18 protein-coding genes are annotated in these 21,590 nt (G+C 64.6%); 11 read left to right on the top strand and 7 right to left on the bottom strand.

The genetic code is table 11. The features are described from left to right. Window positions 1–12 precede the first annotated feature (12 nt). The 3 genes from FJ428_RS13805 to FJ428_RS13795 form a co-directional block, all read right to left on the bottom strand. The gene (locus FJ428_RS13805; RefSeq protein WP_140513668.1) at window positions 13–765 is read right to left on the bottom strand and encodes an SDR family oxidoreductase; all 753 of its coding nucleotides are present in this window, start codon (window positions 763–765) and stop codon (window positions 13–15) included. A gap of 483 nt (window positions 766–1,248) precedes the next feature. Next, complete coding sequence (locus FJ428_RS13800; RefSeq protein WP_140496264.1) at window positions 1,249–1,989, bottom strand: tellurite resistance TerB family protein; 741 nt, start codon at window positions 1,987–1,989, stop codon at window positions 1,249–1,251. Window positions 1,990–2,105: 116 nt separating this feature from the next. Further along, window positions 2,106–3,035: a rhodanese-related sulfurtransferase gene (locus FJ428_RS13795; RefSeq protein ID WP_140879577.1), complete on the bottom strand. Its 930-nt coding sequence runs from the start codon at window positions 3,033–3,035 to the stop codon at window positions 2,106–2,108. Between the two features lie 186 nt (window positions 3,036–3,221). Between FJ428_RS13795 and FJ428_RS13790 the strand changes: the two genes are divergently transcribed. Next, the gene (locus FJ428_RS13790; protein WP_140879576.1) at window positions 3,222–3,860 is read left to right on the top strand and encodes a 2-dehydro-3-deoxy-phosphogluconate aldolase; all 639 of its coding nucleotides are present in this window, start codon (window positions 3,222–3,224) and stop codon (window positions 3,858–3,860) included. A 12-nt stretch (window positions 3,861–3,872) separates the two neighbouring features. On the opposite strand, the gene FJ428_RS13785 is transcribed toward FJ428_RS13790, so the two are convergent. Continuing rightward, window positions 3,873–4,631, bottom strand: coding sequence for an SDR family oxidoreductase (locus FJ428_RS13785; RefSeq protein WP_140879575.1), 759 nt, complete (start codon window positions 4,629–4,631; stop codon window positions 3,873–3,875). Window positions 4,632–4,850: 219 nt separating this feature from the next. Between FJ428_RS13785 and FJ428_RS13780 the strand changes: the two genes are divergently transcribed. Continuing rightward, window positions 4,851–5,744, top strand: coding sequence for an AraC family transcriptional regulator (locus tag FJ428_RS13780; RefSeq protein WP_140879615.1), 894 nt, complete (start codon window positions 4,851–4,853; stop codon window positions 5,742–5,744). An 80-nt stretch (window positions 5,745–5,824) separates the two neighbouring features. Here the strand turns inward: FJ428_RS13780 and FJ428_RS13775 are convergent, their stop codons facing one another. The 3 genes from FJ428_RS13775 to FJ428_RS13765 form a co-directional block, all read right to left on the bottom strand. Next, a complete protein-coding gene (locus FJ428_RS13775) occupies window positions 5,825–6,001 on the bottom strand; it encodes a hypothetical protein (protein WP_140560312.1) in 177 nt (58 codons plus the stop codon). A gap of 195 nt (window positions 6,002–6,196) precedes the next feature. Beyond that, the gene (locus FJ428_RS13770; RefSeq protein WP_181167291.1) at window positions 6,197–8,023 is read right to left on the bottom strand and encodes a DUF882 domain-containing protein; all 1,827 of its coding nucleotides are present in this window, start codon (window positions 8,021–8,023) and stop codon (window positions 6,197–6,199) included. A 469-nt stretch (window positions 8,024–8,492) separates the two neighbouring features. Further along, entirely contained in the window at window positions 8,493–10,028 is a 1,536-nt protein-coding gene (locus tag FJ428_RS13765; protein ID WP_140657371.1) for a sigma-54 dependent transcriptional regulator, read from the bottom strand. 169 nt (window positions 10,029–10,197) lie between these two features. On the opposite strand from FJ428_RS13765, the gene FJ428_RS13760 reads away from it, so the two are divergent. The 9 genes from FJ428_RS13760 (at window position 10,198) to hemH (ending at window position 21,574) form a co-directional block, all read left to right on the top strand. Next, window positions 10,198–12,036, top strand: a complete 1,839-nt coding sequence (locus tag FJ428_RS13760) for a M3 family oligoendopeptidase (RefSeq protein WP_181167290.1) — start codon at window positions 10,198–10,200, stop codon at window positions 12,034–12,036. Between the two features lie 376 nt (window positions 12,037–12,412). Then, the gene (locus FJ428_RS13755; protein ID WP_140560310.1) at window positions 12,413–13,138 is read left to right on the top strand and encodes a proton-conducting membrane transporter; all 726 of its coding nucleotides are present in this window, start codon (window positions 12,413–12,415) and stop codon (window positions 13,136–13,138) included. 205 nt (window positions 13,139–13,343) lie between these two features. Next, window positions 13,344–14,489, top strand: coding sequence for an aminodeoxychorismate synthase component I (locus FJ428_RS13750; RefSeq protein ID WP_140879573.1), 1,146 nt, complete (start codon window positions 13,344–13,346; stop codon window positions 14,487–14,489). Continuing rightward, window positions 14,438–15,100: an aminotransferase class IV family protein gene (locus FJ428_RS13745; RefSeq protein WP_140879572.1), complete on the top strand. Its 663-nt coding sequence runs from the start codon at window positions 14,438–14,440 to the stop codon at window positions 15,098–15,100. Before FJ428_RS13750 ends, FJ428_RS13745 begins: the two co-directional genes overlap by 52 nt. Window positions 15,101–15,103: 3 nt before the next feature. Further along, a complete protein-coding gene (locus FJ428_RS13740; protein WP_140879571.1) occupies window positions 15,104–16,027 on the top strand; it encodes a DUF3445 domain-containing protein in 924 nt (307 codons plus the stop codon). Between the two features lie 110 nt (window positions 16,028–16,137). Next, on the top strand, window positions 16,138–17,583 hold the full coding sequence (locus FJ428_RS13735; protein ID WP_140522394.1) for a homospermidine synthase: 1,446 nt from the start codon (window positions 16,138–16,140) through the stop codon (window positions 17,581–17,583). A gap of 186 nt (window positions 17,584–17,769) precedes the next feature. After that, window positions 17,770–18,147, top strand: coding sequence for a hypothetical protein (locus FJ428_RS13730; RefSeq protein WP_140496275.1), 378 nt, complete (start codon window positions 17,770–17,772; stop codon window positions 18,145–18,147). A 203-nt stretch (window positions 18,148–18,350) separates the two neighbouring features. Further along, a complete protein-coding gene (locus tag FJ428_RS13725; RefSeq protein WP_140879570.1) occupies window positions 18,351–20,375 on the top strand; it encodes a bifunctional metallophosphatase/5'-nucleotidase in 2,025 nt (674 codons plus the stop codon). A gap of 134 nt (window positions 20,376–20,509) precedes the next feature. Next, on the top strand, window positions 20,510–21,574 hold the full coding sequence (gene hemH, locus FJ428_RS13720) for a ferrochelatase (RefSeq protein WP_140496277.1): 1,065 nt from the start codon (window positions 20,510–20,512) through the stop codon (window positions 21,572–21,574). Window positions 21,575–21,590: the final 16 nt, after the last annotated feature.

Raw genomic sequence — 21,590 nt, 5'->3', positions numbered from 1 at the left:
ATAAAGGCTTGGTCAGCCTCTGCCCACGAACGGCATCTTGGTCGCCATCACGGTCATGAACAGCACATTGGCCTCGAGCGGCAGGCTGGCCATGTGGACGACGGCGTCGGCCACGTGCTGGACGTCCATCACCGCTTCGGCGGCAATGGAGCCGTTGGCCTGTGGCACGCCGACCGTCATCGGTTGCGCCATGTCGGTTAGAGCGTTGCCGATGTCGATCTGGCCGCAGGCAATGTCGTAGGGGCGGCCGTCGAGCGCCAGCGTCTTGGTCAGCCCGGTGATGGCATGCTTGGTCGCGGTATAGGGCACCGATCCCGGGCGCGGCGCGTAGGCCGAAATGGAGCCGTTGTTGATGATGCGGCCGCCCATCGGTTTCTGCTTGCGCATGGCGCGGAAGGCCGCGCGGGCGCACAGGAACGAACCGGTGAGATTTACGCCCACAATATCGTTCCACACCTCGACCGGGATCTCGTCGATCGGCGCCGACTTGTAGCCCATGCCGGCATTGTTGAAGAGCAGGTCGACGCGGCCGAACGCCTCCGCCACCGTCTCGAACAAATCATCGACCTCGCCGGGCTTGCTGATGTCGCAGGCGACAGCCAGTGCCTTGGCATCCGTCTGCTCGGCCGCGGCGATCGCCTCGTCCAGCAGCGCCTTCCGGCGTCCGCAGAACACGGTGTTCCAGCCGGCTTTGAGCAGCGCGGTGGCGACGCTCTTGCCGATGCCCGTGCCGGCGCCGGTGACGATGGCGGTTTTTTCGGTCATGGCAGATATCCTCCGGCTGCGCCGCGTTTTGCTCGACTGATTTTCAGGTGGTCCAGGGACAAAAGGCATCGCAAATGACGGCGGCGATGGCAAGCGGGACACTGGTATCCAGGGCAACGAATCCAAGCTGACAGGTCTCTTCGGGCCTTCGACCGCGCGCTGTCGAGGGAGCATTGAACGGAAAACCCGCCTGTGCGGCGGGTCCCTGGCGCAACTCAGCACCATAACCAAATATCTACCATAGTTGCCTTCACCCAGTCAAGGAAAAAATTCCTATCAAAGGTTCGGAGCCTGGCCGGGTGCCGAAAGTGCAATTCGTTTTTGGGAGAAACCCGGAGGGCCGACAAAAAGGGCGGTCATTGGCGACCGCCCTGATCTGGACCGGACTTGGGAGGAGGAAAGCCGATCCGACTGTCTAGAAACATGCGCTTCCTGGGTTAACGAGAGGTTAACGCCACGAAGGCCCGCCTGTTCCGTTTTGGCCTACCAGCGTGGATTGGGTGAGGTCCCGGCCTTGGCAGCCGGCACTTTGACCGCCGAAACCGTTGCCTCGACATGGTCGATCAGCGCATCCGGCAGGCCGAGCCGGCCCGCGAGGAGATCGAGATAGCCGCGCTCGGCGCGTGTGTCGGGATCGATTGTAAGGCGCGACGCGGTGTAGAGCTCAAGCTTCTGCGCGTCGGTCTTGGCGCCGGCCACCAGCGTGTCTAGGTCGATCGGGCTCTCCAGCTCCGCCATCAGGAATTTTTCCGCATCGGAACCGATCCCCGCGAGGCTCAGCTTGCCGGCGATCTTCTTGCGCTCCTCGTCGTCGACATGGCCGTCGGCCTTGGCCGCCGAGATCATCGCCCGCACCAGGGTCAGCGTGAATTCGTCCTCGCCCTGCGGCGCTTGCGACGGGTGGAAGGCAGTGTCCTTCGGCGGCGGCAGCAATTCCGGTTCGCCGGCCGCCGGCGCCTGCTCGGGTGCATTGCCGGCCTTGTAATTCTGGTAGGCCTTGTAGGCGAGGCCACCGATCGCTGCCAACCCGCCGAGCTTGACGGCGGCACCGGTGACCTGGCGCCCGGCGCCGGTTCCAAGCAGCACCGCGGCCAGCGCGCCCGCCGCAAGAGGATTGTCCTTGGCCATCTGCACCGCCTGTCCGGCCTTGTCGCGGACCGTGCCGCCGGTGCCGGGAATTTGCGAGCCGAGCAGATCGTCGAGAAGCTTCTTGGGATCGAACATCAATGCCTCCAGGATTGCCCGGCCGAACGGGCAGGTTTCGAACGCCGAAGACGTAGGTCCCGAAACCTGGCATTGCAATGACGGGCGGCCGCTTTGCCCCGGCCCAGGCGCCTTGATCAGGACCCGATATGCGGTCCCCTGCCCCGCGCCTGCGCCAGCTCGACCTGCCGCTGGCGCTCGGCATAGCGCTGGCGGTCGTCGTCCGACCGAGCGTCGAAACAATGCGGGCAGGAGACGCCGGCGGCAAATTTCGGCGATGTCAGCTCGTCCAAGGTCAGTGGATGCCGGCAGGCGCGGCACAGCTCGGCATCGCCCTCGGCGAGGCCGTGCGACACCGAAACCCGTTCGTCGAAGACGAAGCATTCGCCTTGCCACAGGCTGTCTTCGGCCGGTACCTCTTCGAGATATTTCAGGATGCCGCCCTTGAGATGGAACACCTCCTCGAAGCCGAGCGACCTGACATAGGCCGTCGCCTTTTCGCAGCGTATGCCGCCAGTGCAGAACATGGCGACCTTGCGGCCTTCCAGTTCCGCGCGGTGCTCTTCCACCCAGGCCGGGAATTCGCGAAAGCTCGCGGTCGCCGGATCGATGGCGCCCTTGAAGGTGCCGATCGACACTTCGTAGGCGTTGCGCGTGTCGATGACGATCGTGTCGGGTTGGGAAATCAGCGCGTTCCAATCGGCCGGCGCGACATAGGTGCCGGCACTCTTCGCCGGGTCGATGTCTTCGACACCCATGGTGACGATCTCGCGCTTCAGCCGCACCTTCATGCGGTGGAAGGGCGTTTGCGCGGCGCTGCTGTATTTCACCTCGAGGCCGGACAGCCCGTCGATGGCTTCGAGATGTTCGATCAGTTCGGCAATCGCCGCATCGCTGCCGGCGACCGTGCCGTTGATGCCTTCATGCGCCAGAAGCAGCGTACCCCTGATGCCGCGCCCACAGCAGAAGGCAGCCAGTGGCGCTCGCAGCGCCTGGAAGGCGTCGAGCCGGGCAAATTTGTAGAGCGCGGCGACGCGGACAGGCTGGGATGGCGCGGACGGTGTCATTGCCAGAGCAACTAGACGCTCGTAAAAGCCGTTTCAAGGTGAAACGGGTTTGACGGCCTGTCAGGCCCTGTTCCGGAAGAGCCCGTAAGCTACCCGGCGTGCGTGACATCACGACACGCCCGGTTGCGTGGACAGGAAAATACCCGTCTGCTAATCGGTTGAATTGACAACGATATGGAGAAGAAGATGCCCAGCAAGACCGAAAAACTCCTGTCGTTGCTCAACGGTCAGCCGGTCATCCCGGTGTTGAAGATCGCTGATGTTGCTAATGCGGTGCCGTTGGCCCGCGCTTTGGCGCGCGGCGGCCTGCCGGCGATCGAGATCACGCTCAGGACCGCGGATGCGCTGGAAGCGATCCGGCGCGTGGCGGGCGAGGTCGAGGAAGCCATCGTCGGTGCCGGCACCATTCTGGATGCGCGCCAGTTTAACGAGGCGGCCGCCGCCGGCTCGCAATTCATCGTCAGCCCGGGCATAACCCGCGAGCTTCTGGCCGGCGCCGCCGACAGCGAGGTTCCGCTGCTGCCCGGCGCCATCACCCCCGGCGAGATCATGGCCGCGCGCGAAGCCGGGCTGCGCTTCCTGAAGTTCTTCCCGGCCGAGCAGTCCGGCGGCATCGCCTCGCTGAAGGCATTCGCCTCGCCGCTCGCCGACGTGAAATTCTGCCCGACCGGCGGTATCACCGGCAAGAACGCGGCCGACTATCTCAGCCTGCCCAATGTTATCTGCGTCGGCGGCTCCTGGGTTGCCCCCGACGACATGGTCAAGGCCGGCAGGTGGGACGAGATCGAAGCTCTCGCACGCGCCGCGAGCAAGCTCACCGGATAAGCGCTTTCGCGTTCACCAGCGCAGCGGGCCATTCTCGTCGAAATAGCCGGCAGTCGGACCATCGGCATCCAGCGTCGCCAGGCGCACGATGATCTCGGCTGCCTGCCGCACCGTGCGACCGCCCCTGTGCCCGTTGAGATCGGTCGCGGTGTAGCCGGGAGCAGCGGCGTTCACCTTGATGCCGCGCGGCGCGAGTTCCCTGGCGAACGCCACCGTGATGGCATTGAGCGCCGTCTTGGAGCTGCCATAGCCCATTATGTTGGGCGACTGGTTTTCGCCCGTTGCGTCCTGCGCGCGGGCGATCGAGCCGATATAGCTGCTCACCATGACGATGCGGCCGGCGGGCGATGCCAGCAGAAGCGGCAGGAATGCCTGGGTGACGCGGACCGGGCCGAAGACGTTGACATCATAGGTGGCCTTGATGTCGGCGATATTCTCCCGGCTCGGCGGCAACTCATACCGCCCGTTCGAGCCGAGCGCGTCGACATATCCAGGAGCAATGCCGGCATTGTTGACCAGCACGTCGAGGCTGGCTACCCGCGCCGCGACGGTCCTGGCGGCGACCGCCGCGCTTTCGTCATCGACGACGTCGAGTTCGAGCCACTCGACGTCGAGCCCTTCGTTGCGCAGCGCCTGCGCCGCCGCGGCGCCGCGTTCGGCGTCGCGGGCGCCGAGCCAGACCTTGAATCCTGTCGCCGCCAGGCGCCGTGCGGTCTCCAGGCCGATGCCCTTGTTGGCGCCGGTCACCAGTGCGCGCTTCGATGTCGTCATATCCAAATCTCCTTTGTGGAGGCCTGATGCCTGTCGCCTGGAAGTGGCCCGGTCCGGGAAAACGACATGCATAAAACAAAGGCCCAAAACACGCCGCCAAACGCGACGCGCCTTAGAGATGGCGGATTGCCGCCCGCCTCGCGCGCCGAAAACTCTCTTGCTCTTGCCCGATCCTCTCACCTGGTTGCGCGGCCCACGCGGATCGGCAATGCTGGAACGATGAGAGAGGCGCTGCTGGAATTGATCGCCATCGCCGCCCGCCATGCGCATGGACGGCGGACAAGGACGGCGATCCCTCGCGTTACGGTCGGCCGCAGCGAGGTCCCGACGCCGCCTATGCCCGAGCTTTGTCAGCCGACGGCGCTGTTCGTGCTGCAAGGCACGAAATCGGTGCTGATCGGCGAGCGTACGCTTCGTTATCAAGCCGGCAGCTATTTCGTCTACGCAGTCGAGACACCCGCCACCAGCCAGCTGATCGAGGCGAGCACCGCGCATCCCTATGTGGCCATCGGCTTCGCCCTCGATGTCAAGGCGATCGCAGCCCTGCTCATCGAGCACGAGCCGGCCGTCGGTGGCGACGATTTCATGACCTACCTGGCCAATGACGACCTGCTCGACGCGTGGCGCCGGATGCTGCGGCTGCTCGACAGGCCTGCCGAGATTCCCGTGCTCGCTCCCCTGCTCGAGCGCGAGATATTGTTTCGCCTGTTGCAAGGCCCGCAAGGCGCGAAGTTGCGCCAGCTCGCCGGCGCCGACAGCCGCTTGTCACAGATCCGCCGGGCGACCGCCTGGATCCGGGCTCACTATGACGAGCCTATCGAAGTGCGGCGGTTGGCCGAGCTCGCCAATATGAGCAGCGCTGCGTTTCATCGCCACTTCAAGGCGGCGACGGCGATGAGCCCGATCCAGTACCAGAAGCAGGTCCGCCTGTTGGAGGCCCGCCACCTGCTGCTGGCCCAGCCGGGAAACGCCGCGCAGGTTGCCTTTACCGTGGGCTATGAAAGCGCGTCACAGTTCAGCCGGGAATATGCGCGTCAGTTCGGGTTGCCGCCTGCACGCGATGCCGCGCGGCTTCTGGCGCGGGGCGAAGCGGCCGCGCTGGATATCGACTGAACCATCCCGGCGGCACGAAAAAGCCCGACCGGCTTGCGCCGATCGGGCTAGTTTGGTGCCATGGCAGTCAGCCTTGGCGGTCAGTTGCAGACCCTGACCTTCTCGACCACCTTGTGGTGATGCTTCCAATGCGTGACCACCTTGGTCCGGCAGTGATGCTTGCCATTTTTGATGATCACGGTTTCGGCTTGCGAGGGCGCAATAGCCGCCGATGCCGCCACCAGCGCCAGGACGGATGCCAATAGAATCTTCTTCATGGTTATCCCCGGGTTGGAACGCAGCCATTCTAGCCGGGAAATAGGCGGCTTTTACGTTTTCACGAGAAGTTCAGGCACCCGTGATCCCGCAGGCCCGGGGCCGGCTTCATGCATGCCGGTTGTGCCCGCACACAGCCGGCACACACAAAAAAAGCCGCGCCGGTTGCCCGGCGCGGCTTTCGGAATGCCCGGTCTTTACTTCGTCTGGAAGCGCGCGACGGACAGGAATTTTACGGCATTGCCGGTGAAACGGTTGGCATCCGCCATCTGGTCGCCCTGCTGGAAGCCGGCCGTGTAGACCTCGCTCGGCGGCGTGTGGACCACGTTGTAGGCGTAGCCCGGCGCCGTCGTGGCGCTCGAAACCGTCGCGACATTCTCGCCGCTGGTCAGCGCCCAGCGGGCGGCCTGCGGTGCGGCGGCAACCACGATGGCCTTGGGACCGGGTTTCAGGTCGCGGGCGGTGGCTCTGGCCTCCTTGCGGGTCGTCTTCACGCCGGCGCCGATCGCGGCGACCGGATCGGAACCGGCAGCGCGGGCGACGACGGCCTCGCGCGGCGATGCGGCATCGACGCCGGACGGGTCGTTGAAAGCCGAACGAGGCTCGGACAACGACGCAACCCGATAATAGTCAGCCTGCACGGGAAGCGCCTCGGCCTCGTCGAGCACGGCCTTGACCGCATCGGGCTTGACCGCATCGGGCTTGGCCGCATCGATATTGGTCATATCCGGCCGCGCGCTCGGCAGCACCGAGAAGGCATCGGTCGCGGTCTTGCCACGCTCGGCCGTCTCGGCCAGCGCCATCAGCACATCCTTGCTGGGCGCAGGCGCCAGCACCGCCGGCAACGTGTGTTCGGGGCGCCATGTCGGCAAAGGTATGTTGTTGGCGGCAACCTGCGTTGCATCGGCGGCAACAGCCGAGGGATCAGCCTTGCCGAAAGGCATATTCGCCGGCGTCTGCACGGTTGCCACGGCCTGTTCGGTGCTGGCCGTCGCATCCGCCATGCCGAAGGGAACATTTTCAGGCGGCTGCGCGCCGACATCGACTTTCGGCCGCGGCGCGAAATCGGGCAGCGGGATGCTGCGTGCCGGCAACGCCGCGATGATGGTCTCGGGCGTATCCTTTTCCGGCTCCGGAGCCTGCTCCTCGGCGACCTGCGGGATCTCGGCGCGCTTGGCGTTCTCGGGCGCCACGATCGCGATCCCCGGCAGGGTGTCGCTCTTGGCGGTGCTCGCCGGTGCCGGCTTCACGCTTCTCGGCTTGGGCGCCGGCTCCGCGGATGCGACATCGGCGCTGTCGTCGGCCTCGTCGTCGCCGCCGCCGAAAAAGGCAGCCAGCAGTCCGCCGGACCTCTTGGAACCGCCGCCGGCGCTGGCCAGCTCGATGGCGGCGCCGCCGGAACCCTTGCGTGCCTTGTATGAGGCAAGCGCCTGCTCAAAGCCGGGCAGCGGCCGGCCGTCGCTCGGCACGTGCAGCGTCTTGCCGTTCGGGAACAGGCTCACCAGCTCCTGTCGGCTGATGCCGGGCCAATGGCGCACATTGCCGACGTCCATGTGGACGAACGGCGAACCGGATCTCGGATAGTAGCCGACGCCGCCGCCCTGCATCTTGAGCCCGATATTGCGCAGCTTCTTCAGCGGCACGCCCGGAATGTAGAAGTCCATCGCCTTGCCGAGCATGTGCTGGCTCTTCTCGGCGACGCCCTTGCTGCGGCTGCGCAGCATCGAGTTCGTCGACGGCGAGCGATAGCCGCAAACCACCTGGATATAGTCGGTGGCGCCGCTTTCCCGATAGGCTTCCCAGACCAGGTCCAGCAGGCGCGGGTCCATCTTGGTCGGCTCGTTGCGGCGCCAGTCGCGCAGGATGATGTTGATCTTCCTCAGCCCGGCCTGATCGTAACGGCCGTTGCGCTTGTAGACGATCTCCGCCTTCTCGTGCGTGTGGAGGTGGTAGAGCTTCAGAGAACGGACTTCGGCGCTGGCGCCGGTTGCGGCAGCGGCAAGAAAACCAAATGCGACAATCATGGCCGCCAGCCACTTCGGCCAGACGCTCAAATGATAGTGCCGCCCGTTTGTGTGTCGTTCGATTCTGTTCAAATCAAAAGGCCTTGCAGGCTGCCGTTTGTCCCCGGATTTGCCCAAACGGACGTGTCGTTGTCACATCCGAATATCGATCCTAATGGTTAATCATCGCTTATTGAAGCCGAAATGCGGTAAGACCGTGGCGATATCCCGCCAAAAATTGTCCACAAGGTTTCTTGGTAAACCGCTGGTTTAGATCATGATTCCTCGTTTGGCCGAAACACGATCTGTTACCGTTAGCCTTAATGCGTGAACGGGACCGTCGGGGACGTCGCCATCGGCGCGCCACACTCCGGTCCAGTCAATGCACCGGCGACATGATGGCAGCGCAAGCTGGTCCCGGCCTTGCGTGACCGCACTCGGGCCGACCGCTCTCAGGCCGGACATCGGGCGGCTGTGCGCGATAGCGCCCTCAGGAAGCGAGCCGGTCGAGCCTGCCGGTTTCCGGATCGATGCCGTATTCCTTGAGCTTGCGGTAAAGCGTCGAGCGGCCGATGCCGAGGCGGCGGGCGACTTCGCTCATCTGGCCGTTGTAGTGATCGATGGCGAGCTTGATCATCTCCAGTTCGACATCCGCCAGGGCGCGCACATTGCCGCGTTCGTCGAGCGCGCGCAGCGTGCCGAAGCGTGGCTGAAGCCGCATCGGCGATTCGGGTTCGGCAGCCGAAACGCCCTCGCCGGCCAGCGCCCGCTCATCGCGCGGTTCGACAGCCAAGAGCGGCCCGGCCGGCGCGATGTCCACATCGAGGCGGACCGTGCCCTCCACCTGGGCGCGGATTTGCGGGAAATCCTCGACGCCGAGCACATCGCCTTCGCACAGCACCGAGGCGCGGAAGACGGCATTTTCCAGCTGCCGGATATTGCCGGGCCAGTCATAGGCCTGGAGCACGGCGAGCGCCGCCGCCGAAATGCCCCGCAGGCGATGGCGCGGGTCCGCCGGAGCCACCTTCTCCATGAAATGTGCGACCAGATCGGGAATGTCGTCGCGGCGGTTCCGCAGGGGCGGCACATAGATCGGGTAGACGTTGAGCCGGTAGAACAGGTCCTCGCGGAACTTGCCGTCCTTGACCTGCTGCAGGAGATTGCGGTGCGTCGCCGAAATCAGCCTGATGTCGACCCGGACCGTGGCGCGGCCGCCGACCGGATCGACCTCGCCATCCTGGACGGCGCGCAGCAGCTTGACCTGCACGTCGAGCGGCAGGTCGCCGATCTCGTCCAGGAACAGCGTGCCCGAATGCGCTTCGACGAATTTGCCGGTGTGCTTCTCCGTAGCTCCGGTGAACGAGCCCTTCTCATGGCCGAACAGGATCGATTCGACCAGATTGTCGGGAATGGCGCCGCAATTGACGGTGACGAAAGGTTTCGAGCGGCGGTCGCCGCTGCCCTGTATGGCGCGCGCCACCAGTTCCTTGCCGACGCCGGATTCGCCCTCGATCAGGATCGGGATGTTGGATGCCGCCGCTTTCTGGCCGAGGCGGATCACCTTGTCCATGGCGGGACTGTGCGTGATCATGTCCCTGAAGGTCAGCAGCCCGCCGCGCCGGCGCGACGTGCGCTTGACCTCGCCTTCGACAGCCTCGACCTTGAGCGCGTTGGCGATCGAGGCCTGCAGCCTGTCGGGAGAGGCCGGCTTGACGACGAAGTCGAAGGCGCCGTGGCGCATCGCCGAAACCACGGTCTCGATGCCGCCCTGGGCGGTCTGCACGATGACCGGGATGGTGATGCCGCGCTCGCGCATCGCCTTGAGCACGCCGATGCCATCGAGATCGGGCATGACCAGGTCAAGGATGACCACCGACACGTCGCGGGCGCCGGGTCCGTCGAGGGCGTCGAGGCCGGCAGCGCCCCCGTCGACCACGATTGCGGTGTGGCCGAACCGCGTCACCGCCGCCTCGAGCAGCCGGCGCTGCACGGGATCGTCATCGACTATGAGTATGGAACCTGTCATGACTGTCTTGAGCCGCCCGCCTGATATCCCCATGGACCATCTTGGCACAGGGTTCTAAATAAGGTTTCAAAAAACCCGGTGAACGAATTCCTTAGGATTTGACCGGCTTCTCCGTTCTCCTTGATTCTGGCCCTGGCCCGGCCACTTGATTCAAAAGAAGGTATTGTCGATGCGCGTGATGTTTGATCGGCGGCTTGCGGCGCCAGCTTCCGGTCAGGGCGCCGCCGAGCTTGGCGATCTGCCGGAATGGAATCTTACCGACCTCTATGCGGGCATGGAGGCGCCGGAGTTGAAGCGCGACATCGCCAAAGCCGCCGCCGATGCGATCGCCTTCGAGAGCCGCTGGAAGGGCACGCTGGCCGCCGAGGCCGAGCGCGGCAGCGCAGGCAGGCTGGGCGAGGCGCTTGTCGCCTATGAGGCTCTGGAAGAGCTGATCGGCCGCATCGTCTCCTATGCCGGCCTCATCTACGCCGGCAACACCGCCGATCCGCAGCGCGCCAAGCTCTATGGCGACATCCAGGAGAAGATGACCGACGCCAGCGCGCATCTTCTGTTCTTCGCGCTCGAACTGAACCTGATCGACGACGCGGCCATCGAGGGCGCGCTCGCCGCCGACCCCGCCTTCGGTCATTACCGGCCCTGGGTGCTCGATCTGCGCCTGGACAAGCCCTATCAGCTCGAGGATCGCGTCGAGCAGCTGTTCCACGAGAAGTCGATCACCGGGCGCGGCGCCTGGAACCGGCTGTTCGACGAGACTATGACGGACCTGCGCTTCGACGTCGACGGCGAGGAGCTGACGCTGGAACCGGCCCTGAACCGATTGCAGGATGCCGACGGCGAGGTGCGACGCCGCGCCTCCGAGGCGCTCGCCCAGACCTTCCGGAGGAATTTGCGCACCTTCACGCTGGTCACCAACACGCTGGCCAAGGACAAGGAAATCTCGGACCGCTGGCGCGGTTTCGAGGACATCGCCGATTCACGCCATCTCGCCAACCGCGTCGAGCGCGGTGTGGTCGATGCGCTGGCTTCGGCGGTGCGCGAGGCCTATCCGCGCCTGTCACACCGCTATTACCGGATGAAGGCGCGCTGGCTGGGCATGGAGGTGATGAACCACTGGGACCGCAACGCGCCGTTGCCGGAGACGCCGCAGGCGGTGATTGGCTGGGACGAGGCCAGGAACACGGTGCTGTCCGCCTATCAGCGCTTCTCGCCCGAGATGGCCGAGATCGCGCGGACTTTCTTCGACCGCAACTGGATCGACGCGCCGGTGCGCCCAGGCAAATCCCCCGGCGCCTTCGCCCATCCGACCGTGCCTTCGGCGCACCCCTACGTACTGCTCAACTACATGGGCAAGCCGCGCGATGTGATGACGCTGGCGCATGAGCTTGGCCATGGCGTGCATCAGGTGCTGGCCGGCGGCCAGGGCGCGCTGATGGCCTCGACGCCGCTGACGCTGGCCGAGACGGCGTCCGTTTTCGGCGAGATGCTGACCTTCCGCTCGTTGCTCGAGCAGACCACCGACAGGCGCGAGCGCAAGGCCATGCTCGCCCAGAAGGTCGAGGACATGATCAACACGGTCGTGCGCCAGATCGCCTTCTACGAATTCGAGCGCAAGGTGCATGCGGAGCGCCGCAACGGCGAACTGACATCCGACAGGCTCGGCCAATTCTGGCTGGAGGTGCAGGCGGAAAGTCTGGGCCCGGCGATAAAGTTGCGCGACGGCTACGAAGTCTTCTGGACCTACATCCCGCACTTCATCCATTCGCCCTTCTACGTCTACGCCTATGCGTTCGGCGACTGTCTGGTGAACTCGCTCTACGCGGTCTACCAGAACGCCGAGCGCGGCTTCCAGGACAAATATTTCGAGATGCTGCGCGCCGGCGGCACCAAGCATCATTCGCAGCTTCTGGCGCCTTTCGGCCTCGATGCCACCGATCCCGCCTTCTGGCAGATCGGGCTTGGCGTGATCAGCGGCTTGATCGACGAGCTGGAAGCGCTCGACAACTGAGGCGTCTTCTGTACGTCGTCCCCACCTGCTCAGAACAGTTTAGCCGGAATGCATATTGGGCCCACACTATTCTTGGTCTAAATATCTGTTCTTGAATAACTCTCTTTCGTAGTTTTCCCATAGCTTTCCGGAAGCTCTATGATAGCCTCCCCGCCAAGCTCAGCCGGAGCATGCGGGTCGGGCGGGGAAGTCTCAGCCGATCGCGGCGTTCCGGTGCACGCGACGACGGCCATTGGCCATGGCTTGCAAAGCCGACGCCGACGGCTCGACTGAGGCCGGCTGTTCCGCAGGCGGCCGAACCATCATCGAGTAGTCCTTCGCCGAAGGTCATTAAGTCCAATGCCGCGGCAGACGGATCTGACTGGAGAGAGAGACAATGGGCACTTTTTTCTACATGCTCCTGGCGTTCCTTGTGGGTGTGCTGGTTGGCTGGTTCATCTGGGGACGCCTGCGCGGTGAGCTCGACAGCTTGCGCGGCGACCTCGACCGCACACGCAGCGAGCGCGACCGGCTGCGGGCCGACAGCGATCGCCTGACCGGCGAGTTGGATGCCTGCGGGCGCACCCGCGCCGACCTCGAGCGCCGGCTGCGCGAGGCCTCGACCGGCTCCGGTCCGGCAAAAGCGGCGACCCCGGCGCCGGCCGCCTTGATGTCGACGCCCACCCCTGCCAAATCCGCTCCGGCGGCCAAGCCGGCGCCCAGGAAGCCGGCTGCGGCCAAGGCCGCTTCCAGCGCCGCGAAGACCGGCGCGCCGAAGGCCGCTGCCGCCAAGGCGGCACCCAAGGCCAGCGCGGCACCCAGGAAGGCGGCACCGGCGAAGGCCGCGCCGGCCAAGGTGGCTTCCGGCAAACCCGACAATCTGCGCCGGCTGATCGGTATCGGCCCGGTCAACGAGAAGCTGCTCAGGGCACAAGGCGTCACCAGCTTTGCCCAGATCGCCGCCTGGACAGCCGCTGATATCAAGCGGATCGAGGACGTCATGAATTTCGACGGCCGTATCGCGCGCGAGCGCTGGATCGAGCAAGCCAAGCTGCTCGCCGCCGGCAACGAGGCGGAATTCGCCAGGCAGTTTCCGTCGGCCGGAACCGCCAGCAACACCTGAGCGACAGGGCAGATCCGACGATTGCGGCCGGCGGCGCGAACGAAGCGTCGCCGGTTTGTTTTTGGCCGCAGGTCTGTCCACAGGTCGGGCCAAAGGTGGGGCCAGAGGTCGGCTTTAAGTGGCAAGGTGCCGCTCCCTCGATTGCGCGCGGCTGGCCCCCCATATAGAGCCATCATTGGCTTCATCGATCCACGCGCCGAGTTCCATGCCCCTGCCCGCCGCAATTTTCCGCAATGACGAAAGCGCGCGCCAGCTCGTTTTCGATCGACCGGACGACATCATCACGGCGCACGAGGCCCGGGATTTCTCGGCCGCGGTGCAGGCGGCCCAGGCGGCGCATGATGCCGGCAAGTGGCTTGCCGGCTACTTCTCGTACGAGGCGGGCTACCTGCTGGAGCCGAAGCTGGTTCCGTTGCTGCCGGCCGGGCGCCGCGCCCCGCTGGTCTGCCTGGGCGTCTTCGACGCGCCGGTGCAAGAGCCGGTGCCGCCCCGCAAGGCGGCGGCGACCAACGGCCCGATCTTCGATGCAAGGGCGACATGGTCGTTCGAGGATTACGAGAAGCGGTTCTCGCGGCTGCACCGGCACATCAGGCAAGGCGACTGCTACCAGGGCAACCTGACCTTTCCGGTGCATGCGCAATGGTCGGGCGATCCGCTGGCCGCCTTCGACGCGCTGACCGAACGCCAGCCGGTGAAATATGGTGCCCTGGTTTCGCTTGGCGATCCGGTCGTGCTGTCACGCTCACCCGAACTGTTCTTCGAGATCGACGCGCAGGGCATGGTCGAGACGCATCCGATGAAGGGCACGGCGCCGCGTGGTGCGACGGAAGCAGACGACGAGCGCCAGAAAACCTTCCTGCGCAATGATGAGAAGAACCAGGCCGAGAACCGGATGATCGTCGACCTGCTCCGCAACGACATCTCGCTGATCAGCGAGGTCGGCACGCTGGAAGTGCCCGAGCTGTTCCGCATCGAAACCTATCCGACCGTCCACCAGATGGTGAGCGACGTCAGGGCGAAGCTGCTGCCGGGCCTCACGATCCGCCAGATCTTTGCCGCGCTGTTTCCCTGCGGCTCCATCACCGGCGCGCCGAAAATCCGCGCCATGGAGATCCTGCATGACCTTGAAGGCACGCCCCGTGATGTCTATTGCGGCGCCATCGGCTGGATCGCACCAGGCGGCACGATGCGCTTTTCCGTGGCGATCCGCACCATCTCGCTCTTTCCCGGCGGCGAGGCCGTCTACAATGTCGGCGGCGGCATCGTCTTCGATTCAACCGCGCAGGAGGAGTATCAGGAGTGTCTCTTGAAAGCCCGCTTCGCGACGGGAACGCCGCCGGTTTCGAATTGATCGAGACCATGCGCTGGGAGCCGGCCACGGGCTTCCTGCGCTTGGAGCGGCATCTGGCGCGCCTCTATGGTTCGGCGGCCGAACTCGGTTTTGCCTGCGACCCGCAACGCATCGGTGACGTGTTGGGCAAGGCTGTCGATGGCGCGCGCAACGCCTTGCGCACGCGCCTGGCTTTGGCGCGCAGTGGCGACGCGGCCGCCTCGGTCCAGCCCTATGAGCCGCTCGCCGCCGATAAGGTTTGGACGCTGCGGCTGGCGCGCACGAGGCTCGATTCGAACGACATGCTGCTGCGCCACAAGACCAGCCGCCGGCAGGTCTACGCGCATGCCCGTGCCGAATACCTCATCACCCAGGCCGACGAAGTGCTGTTGGCCAACGAGCGTGGCGAGATGTGCGAAGGCACCATCACCAATGTCTTCGCCGATTTCGGCGACGGCATGCTTTTGACGCCCCGCCTCGATTGCGGGCTGCTGCCTGGCGTATTGCGCGGCGCGCTTCTGGATGAAGGCCGCGCCCGCGAGGCGATCTACAGCTTTGACGACTTGAAATCCGCCAGGGCGCTCTATGTCGGCAATTCACTGCGCGGCTTGATCCCGGCAAAACTGATCTGAAGCATGACATCGCTGCCCACCCACACGCCCTATGATGGCTCGTCCAAGCTGTTCACCATCGGGCTGAAGCCGCTTGCCCTGGCCGACTGGATCGAAGTCGACGAACATCTCCTGCCGTTCCTCGCCGAGAAGCAGCGGCTCTATGCCGAAATGCCCGGCACCGTGTTCGTCGAGGAAGACGGCACGCGCGATGCTCAGCGCGAAGTGCTCGACCTGCTCGAAGCGCACTTGCCGCGGGCATTTCCCGAGACCCATCGGCGTGCCAGTGGCGGGGTCGAGGTGATCGGCGCCGCCGGCAATCCCGAGGGCGACTTCGCCAAGGCGCCGCTTGTCGCGGCCTCGCTGCTCGTCCAGGAAGACCTGATCCTGATGCGCCGCGGCGAAGACGGCTGGCGGCTCGCCGCCGGCTCGCTCTGCTTTCCCTCGTCCTGGTCGCTGCTCGAAAAATTCGGCAAGCCGTTGCAGCAGATCCATGCGCCTGTGCCGGGTTTTGGCCCTGGCACGCGGCCGGCCGAGCTGATCAACCGCATGTTCGACGGCCTCCAGGGCCAGGCCGTGGAGCGCTACAACTGGTCGATTCAATCGGGCGATGCGCTCTACCACCCGCTGTCCAATGTCGAGCGAATCGAGCGCGCCGCCAGCCGCCCGTCGCGATTTGCCGATGGCGACGCCAATGCCCACGCCTTCATCCGCGTCGAGCGGCAGACGCTTCGAAAACTGCCCGTCTCGGGCGACATCCTGTTCACCATCCGCATTCATCTCGACCCGCTGGCGGCGTTGGCGCATCACCCCGACCGGGCGACGCTGGCTCCGGCTTTCGCTGCCCAGCTCGAAGCGCTCGACATCGCCCAGCTCGATTACAAGGGCTTGACATCAGACTGCGACCGGCTGGTCGGCGTCCTTAACCAAATGGCGAACGCCGCCTGACCGGCGGTTGGCGCTTTTCACTGGTTTATGACAATGATCTGTGATGTAGCGCATGCCCGTTGGGCGAGAATGCCCGGGTTTTGCACCTGTCTGAAGGAGTGCTCGATAAAATGGCGAATGAAAACTGGCCCGTTTACGGTGAGATCACCGGCCCTGTGGTGATGATCGGCTTCGGCTCGATCGGACGGGGCACGCTGCCGCTGATCGAGCGCCATTTCAAGTTCGACAAATCGCGCATGACGGTCATCGACCCGCTCGGCACCGACCGCGCGCTGCTCGACGAGCGCGGCATCACCTTCATGCAGGATGCGGTGACCGAGAAGAATTACAAGAAGCTCCTGACCCCGCTTCTGACCAATGGCGGCGGCCAGGGTTTTTGCGTCAACCTGTCGGTCGACACCGGCTCGGTGGATCTGATGCGACTCTGCCGCAAGCTCGGCGTGCTCTACATCGACACGGTCGTCGAGCCATGGCTCGGTTTCTATTTCGATGCCGAGGCCGACAATGCCAGCCGCACCAACTATGCGTTGCGCGAGTCGCTGCTCAAGGAAAAGCACGACAAGCCCGGCGGCGCGACCGCGGTCTCCACCTGCGGCGCCAATCCAGGCATGGTCTCGTGGTTCGTCAAGCAGGCATTGGTCAACCTGGCCACCGATCTCGGCCTCGAGTTTTCGGAACCCGCGCAGGAAGACCGCGAGGGCTGGGCGAAGCTCATGAGGAAGGCGGGCGTCAAGGGCATCCACATCGCCGAGCGCGACACCCAGCGCACCAAGAAGCCGAAGCCGATGGACGTGTTCTGGAACACCTGGTCGGTCGAGGGCTTCATTTCCGAGGGCCTGCAGCCCGCCGAACTCGGCTGGGGCACGCATGAGAAATGGATGCCCAAGAACGGCAAGAAACACAAGCATGGTTCCAAGGCTGCAATCTATCTGGAGCAGCCCGGCGCCAACACGCGCGTGCGCTCGTGGTGCCCGACGCCAGGTGCGCAATACGGCTTCCTGGTGACCCACAACGAGGCGATCTCGATCGCCGATTTCTTCACCGTGCGCTCAAAAAAGGGCAAGGTTCAGTACCGCCCGACCTGCCACTACGCCTACCATCCCTGCAACGACGCGGTGCTGTCGCTGCATGAAATGTTCGGCGCCGCCGGCAAGGCGCAACCGGTACACCATGTGCTGGACGAAAACGAACTGGTCGATGGCGTAGACGAGCTCGGCGTGCTGCTCTACGGCCATGACAAGAACGCCTACTGGTACGGCTCGCAACTGTCGCTTGCCGAAGCGCGCAAGCTGGCGCCTTACCAGAACGCCACCGGCATGCAGGTCACCTCGGCGGTTCTGGCCGGCATGGTCTGGGCGCTGGAGAACCCCGAGGCCGGCATCGTCGAGGCCGACGAGATGAACTACAAGCGCTGTCTGGACGTGCAGTCGCAATATCTCGGACCGGTGAAGGGCTATTATACCGACTGGACACCGCTCGATAATCGGCCCGGCCTGTTTCCGGAGGACCTCGACCGGAACGACCCGTGGCAATTCCGCAACATCCTGGTGCGATAGCGTCGCGCCAAGCATGCCTCACTGCCTTGCAATCGCCCGGAAATCGGGCGATTGAAGGATGCGGACGGGAGCAAGCCGCGTCCATCTGGACGCATGAACTGCGCTCTTGAAACTTGGATGCATGCACCGTGCTTTCCGAAAGTCGTTTTCCGATTTCGGGCCGACGGGCGAGGAGAGGATTTTTACATGACCATTGCGCGCAAGATTCTTTCGATGAGTGTTGCGGCGGCCACGATGGTGGGGCTGGCCGCTTGTGCAACCAGCGGTCCCGACGAGCCGTCGATAGGGGCCGCGCCGAAGGGCGTCGAAGGCTCCTGGATCGACGCCAAGGGCACCGGTCTTTCGACCTTTGCCGGCGGAACCTTCACCACGGTAGCGACCGATACCGGCCAGAAGCTGTCCGACGGTACCTATACGATGACCGGCGCCACTTCGGTCGAGATCCACGGTACCTCGCTGATCCGGCAGACTCCGGTGAGCTTCAACTGCTTGCTGGTGTCCACCAGCCAGCTCAACTGCACCAGCGGCTCCGGCCAGAATTTCGTGTTGACCCGGCGCGCCTGAACCGCCAGGCATTCAGACATCCAAGGACGGCGGCCAATGGCCGCCGTCCTTTTTTGTGCCCCGCAGAGATCAACGGGGTTTTGCCCCGATTTTCCCTTGCATGCTCCGGAACGCGATGGGAACATGGCTGAAAAAGCCGGCTGTTAGAGACCGGTCAAGCAAGAGCGCTAAACGGCTCTGATCAGCCTATCCGGGAGACGAAGATGAAAAAGCTTGCCGCCATTGCCGCCCTTTCCGCGTCGACGCTGGGCCTGTCGGCCGGCGCATCTTTTGCCGACTACACGCTGAATATCCTGCACATCAATGATTGGCACAGCCGCATCGAAAGCAACAACAAATACGAATCCACCTGCTCGGCGGACGAGGAGACAAAGGGCGAATGCGTCGGCGGCGCCGGCCGGCTGGTCACGGCGATCGCGCAGGAGCGCAAGAAGCTGGAAGGCCAGAACGTGCTGTTGCTCAGCGCCGGCGACAATTTCCAGGGCTCGCTGTTCTACACGACTTACAAGGGCAAGGCCGAAGGCGAGTTCCTCAACGACATGAAGTTCGATGCAATGGCGCTGGGCAACCATGAATTCGACGACGGCGAAACGGCATTGGCGCCGTTCCTCGACATGATCAAGTTCCCCGTGCTCGGCGCCAATGTGAAAGCCAACGCGCATTCCAAGCTCGGTGACCGCGTCAAGCCGTCCATCGTCGTCGAGGTCGGCGGCCAGAAGATCGGCATCATCGGCGCCGTCACCAACGATACGCCCGAACTCGCCACTCCCGGCCCCAACATCGCCATCGAGGACGACGTCAAGTCGATCACGGCCGAGGTCGAGAAGCTGAAGGGAGAGGGCGTCAACAAGATCGTTGCCGTGACCCATATCGGCTACAACAGGGAGCGCGATGTCATAGCGAAGATCGCGGGCGTCGACGTGGTCGTCGGCGGCCACAGCCATACGCTTTTGTCCAACACCGATCCGAAGGCGGCAGGCCCCTATCCGACCATGGTCGACAATCCGGACGGCTACAAGGTGCCGGTCGTGCAGGCGGCGTCCTATTCGAAATATCTCGGCGAGTTCAAGGTCGTGTTCGACGACAATGGCGTCGTCAAGTCGGCGAGCGGCGACCCGATCCTCCTCGACAAGTCGATCACGCCCGATCCCGCGGTGCTCGCCCGCATCAAGGAGCTCGGCGCGCCGATCGAAGCGCTGAAGAACAAGGAAGTGGCCGAGACGACCGACGTCATCGACGGCAGCCGCGAGAGCTGCCGCGCCCGCGAATGCGCGATGGGCAATCTCGTCTCCGACGCCATCCTCGACCGCGTCAAGGGACAGGGCGTCGAGATCGTCATCTCCAATGGCGGCGGCCTGCGCGCCTCGATCGACAAGGGCACCGTCACCATGGGCGAGGTGCTGACCGTGCTGCCCTTCCAGAACACGCTGGCGACCTTCCAGATCTCGGGCAAGGACCTCGTTGCCGGGCTCGAAAGCGGTCTCAGCCAGGTCGAGGACGGCGCCGGCCGCTTCCCGCAGGTGGCCGGCCTGAAATACGCCTTCGACAAATCCGCCCCGGCCAATGCCGGCCGCGTCAAGTCTGTCGAGGTGATGGAGAACGGCGCCTGGACGCCGCTCAATCCCGACAAGGACTATCTGGTCGCCACCAACAACTATGTCCGCCAGGGCGGCGACGGCTACAAGGTTTTCGCCGAAAAGGCCAAGAACGCCTATGATTACGGCCCCGGCCTCGAACAGGTGGTCGCCGACTATCTCGGCGCGCACCGGCCCTACACGCCCAAGCTCGACGGCCGCATCACCGAGATCGCCGCGACGACAGCGGCCGCGCCTGCGGCGGAGCCCGCCAAGCCAGCCGAAGCAATGCCCGATCTGCCTGCCAACTCCGGCGATATCGCCAACACGCCGCCGGCCGTGTCGACCGAGGCCGCGCCTGCGCCCGCACCGGCAACGCCTGCCGCTCCGGCAACGCCAGCACCTGCGGAACCGGCAAAGCCTGCCGAAGCCGCCCCTGCCCCGGCAACACCCGCGCCGGCTGAGCCGGCAAAGCCCGCCGAGGCCGCACCGGCCGAAACCAGCCATGTCATCGTCGCCGGCGATACCTATTGGGACCTGGCAAAGAAGGCCTATGGCGACGGCACCAGGTGGAAAGTCATTTCCGAAGCCAACAAGGGCTACGAGCCGCGCCGGCTTCCGGTCGGCGCCACCTTGACCATACCGCCGAGGTAACCGCCTTCGCCTTTGCGCGCAGGGACACCCGCCCGAAACAGGGCGGGCATCCTGTTTCGGGTAAGGTGCGGCCAGACGCTGCATTGAAAAGCAGCGCCGCATCGCTACTTTCGCGCCGTGTTCGGAGACCCGCAATGCCGCCTTCCACTCCTGTCGACGCCAAGCCCGCGAGAACCGTGGGGCCGAGACCGGCCGGACATTCGCCGGCCAAGGCGGGCAAGGTCGGCGTCATGCTGGTCAATCTCGGCACGCCGGACGGCACCGATTTCAGGCCGATGTGGCGCTATCTCCGCGAATTCCTGTCCGACCCGCGCGTCATCGAACTCAACAAGGCGATCTGGTATCCGATCCTCTACGGCCTGGTGCTGACCACGCGACCGAAGAAGTCGGGCGCCAACTATGCCAGGATCTGGAATCGCGAGAACAACGAGTCGCCGCTGCGCACCTATACCCGCGCCCAGGCCGAGAAGCTGACCGTGGCATTGCGCGACCTGCCCGACGTGGTCGTCGGCTGGGCGATGCGCTACGGCAATCCCTCGACCGCGAGCGTCGCCGAAAGCCTGGTCGCGCAGGGCTGCGACCGCATCCTGACCTTTCCGCTCTATCCGCAATATTCGGCCACCACCACGGCGACTGCCAATGACCAGTTGTTCCGGGCGCTGATGAAGATGCGTGCGGCGCCTGCCGTCCGCAGCGTGCCGCCCTATTATGCCGAACCGGTCTATATCGAGGCGCTCGCCCATTCGATCGAACGGCATCTGGCCAGCCTCGATTTCGACCCGGAGGTGGTCATCACCTCCTATCACGGCATCCCGAAACCCTATTCCGACAAAGGCGATCCTTACCGCGAGCATTGCCTCGAGACGACACGGCTGCTGCGCGAGAGGCTCGGCTGGGACGAGAAGAAGCTGATCACCACCTTCCAGTCGCGTTTCGGCGCACAGGAATGGCTGCAGCCCTACACCGACAAGACGGTGGAGAAACTGGCCAAGGACGGCGTGAAATCGATCGCCATCGTCAACCCCGGCTTTTCCGTCGACTGCATCGAAACGCTGGACGAGATCGGCCGCGAGGCGGCGGAAACCTTCCATCATGCCGGCGGCGGAAGATTCGCGCACATCCCCTGCCTCAACGACAGTCCCGAAGGCATGGCGGTGATCGAGGCGATGGTGCGGCGCGAACTGTCCGGCTGGATCTGAAACCGGGAACAATGGA

The sequence above is a fragment of the Mesorhizobium sp. B2-8-1 genome, from assembly GCF_006440955.1.
Lineage (GTDB): Bacteria > Pseudomonadota > Alphaproteobacteria > Rhizobiales > Rhizobiaceae > Mesorhizobium.
Note: the sequence above shows the minus strand (reverse complement) of the source record. Positions and strands in the feature narration are given on the sequence as shown.

What these genes read in the sequence shown, in the direction of transcription:
- FJ428_RS13780 (WP_140879615.1), top strand. Translation starts at nt 4,851, where the DNA reads ATGAGAGAGGCGCTGCTGGAATTGATCGCCATCGCCGCCCGCCATGCG.
- FJ428_RS13755 (WP_140560310.1), top strand. Translation starts at nt 12,413, where the DNA reads ATGGGCACTTTTTTCTACATGCTCCTGGCGTTCCTTGTGGGTGTGCTG.
- FJ428_RS13770 (WP_181167291.1), bottom strand. Translation starts at nt 8,023, where the DNA reads ATGATTGTCGCATTTGGTTTTCTTGCCGCTGCCGCAACCGGCGCCAGC.
- FJ428_RS13800 (WP_140496264.1), bottom strand. Translation starts at nt 1,989, where the DNA reads ATGTTCGATCCCAAGAAGCTTCTCGACGATCTGCTCGGCTCGCAAATT.
- FJ428_RS13795 (WP_140879577.1), bottom strand. Translation starts at nt 3,035, where the DNA reads ATGACACCGTCCGCGCCATCCCAGCCTGTCCGCGTCGCCGCGCTCTAC.
- FJ428_RS13775 (WP_140560312.1), bottom strand. Translation starts at nt 6,001, where the DNA reads ATGAAGAAGATTCTATTGGCATCCGTCCTGGCGCTGGTGGCGGCATCG.
- FJ428_RS13790 (WP_140879576.1), top strand. Translation starts at nt 3,222, where the DNA reads ATGCCCAGCAAGACCGAAAAACTCCTGTCGTTGCTCAACGGTCAGCCG.
- FJ428_RS13735 (WP_140522394.1), top strand. Translation starts at nt 16,138, where the DNA reads ATGGCGAATGAAAACTGGCCCGTTTACGGTGAGATCACCGGCCCTGTG.
- hemH (WP_140496277.1), top strand. Translation starts at nt 20,510, where the DNA reads ATGCCGCCTTCCACTCCTGTCGACGCCAAGCCCGCGAGAACCGTGGGG.
- FJ428_RS13785 (WP_140879575.1), bottom strand. Translation starts at nt 4,631, where the DNA reads ATGACGACATCGAAGCGCGCACTGGTGACCGGCGCCAACAAGGGCATC.
- FJ428_RS13750 (WP_140879573.1), top strand. Translation starts at nt 13,344, where the DNA reads ATGCCCCTGCCCGCCGCAATTTTCCGCAATGACGAAAGCGCGCGCCAG.
- FJ428_RS13740 (WP_140879571.1), top strand. Translation starts at nt 15,104, where the DNA reads ATGACATCGCTGCCCACCCACACGCCCTATGATGGCTCGTCCAAGCTG.
- FJ428_RS13805 (WP_140513668.1), bottom strand. Translation starts at nt 765, where the DNA reads ATGACCGAAAAAACCGCCATCGTCACCGGCGCCGGCACGGGCATCGGC.
- FJ428_RS13765 (WP_140657371.1), bottom strand. Translation starts at nt 10,028, where the DNA reads ATGACAGGTTCCATACTCATAGTCGATGACGATCCCGTGCAGCGCCGG.
- FJ428_RS13730 (WP_140496275.1), top strand. Translation starts at nt 17,770, where the DNA reads ATGACCATTGCGCGCAAGATTCTTTCGATGAGTGTTGCGGCGGCCACG.
- FJ428_RS13725 (WP_140879570.1), top strand. Translation starts at nt 18,351, where the DNA reads ATGAAAAAGCTTGCCGCCATTGCCGCCCTTTCCGCGTCGACGCTGGGC.
- FJ428_RS13760 (WP_181167290.1), top strand. Translation starts at nt 10,198, where the DNA reads ATGCGCGTGATGTTTGATCGGCGGCTTGCGGCGCCAGCTTCCGGTCAG.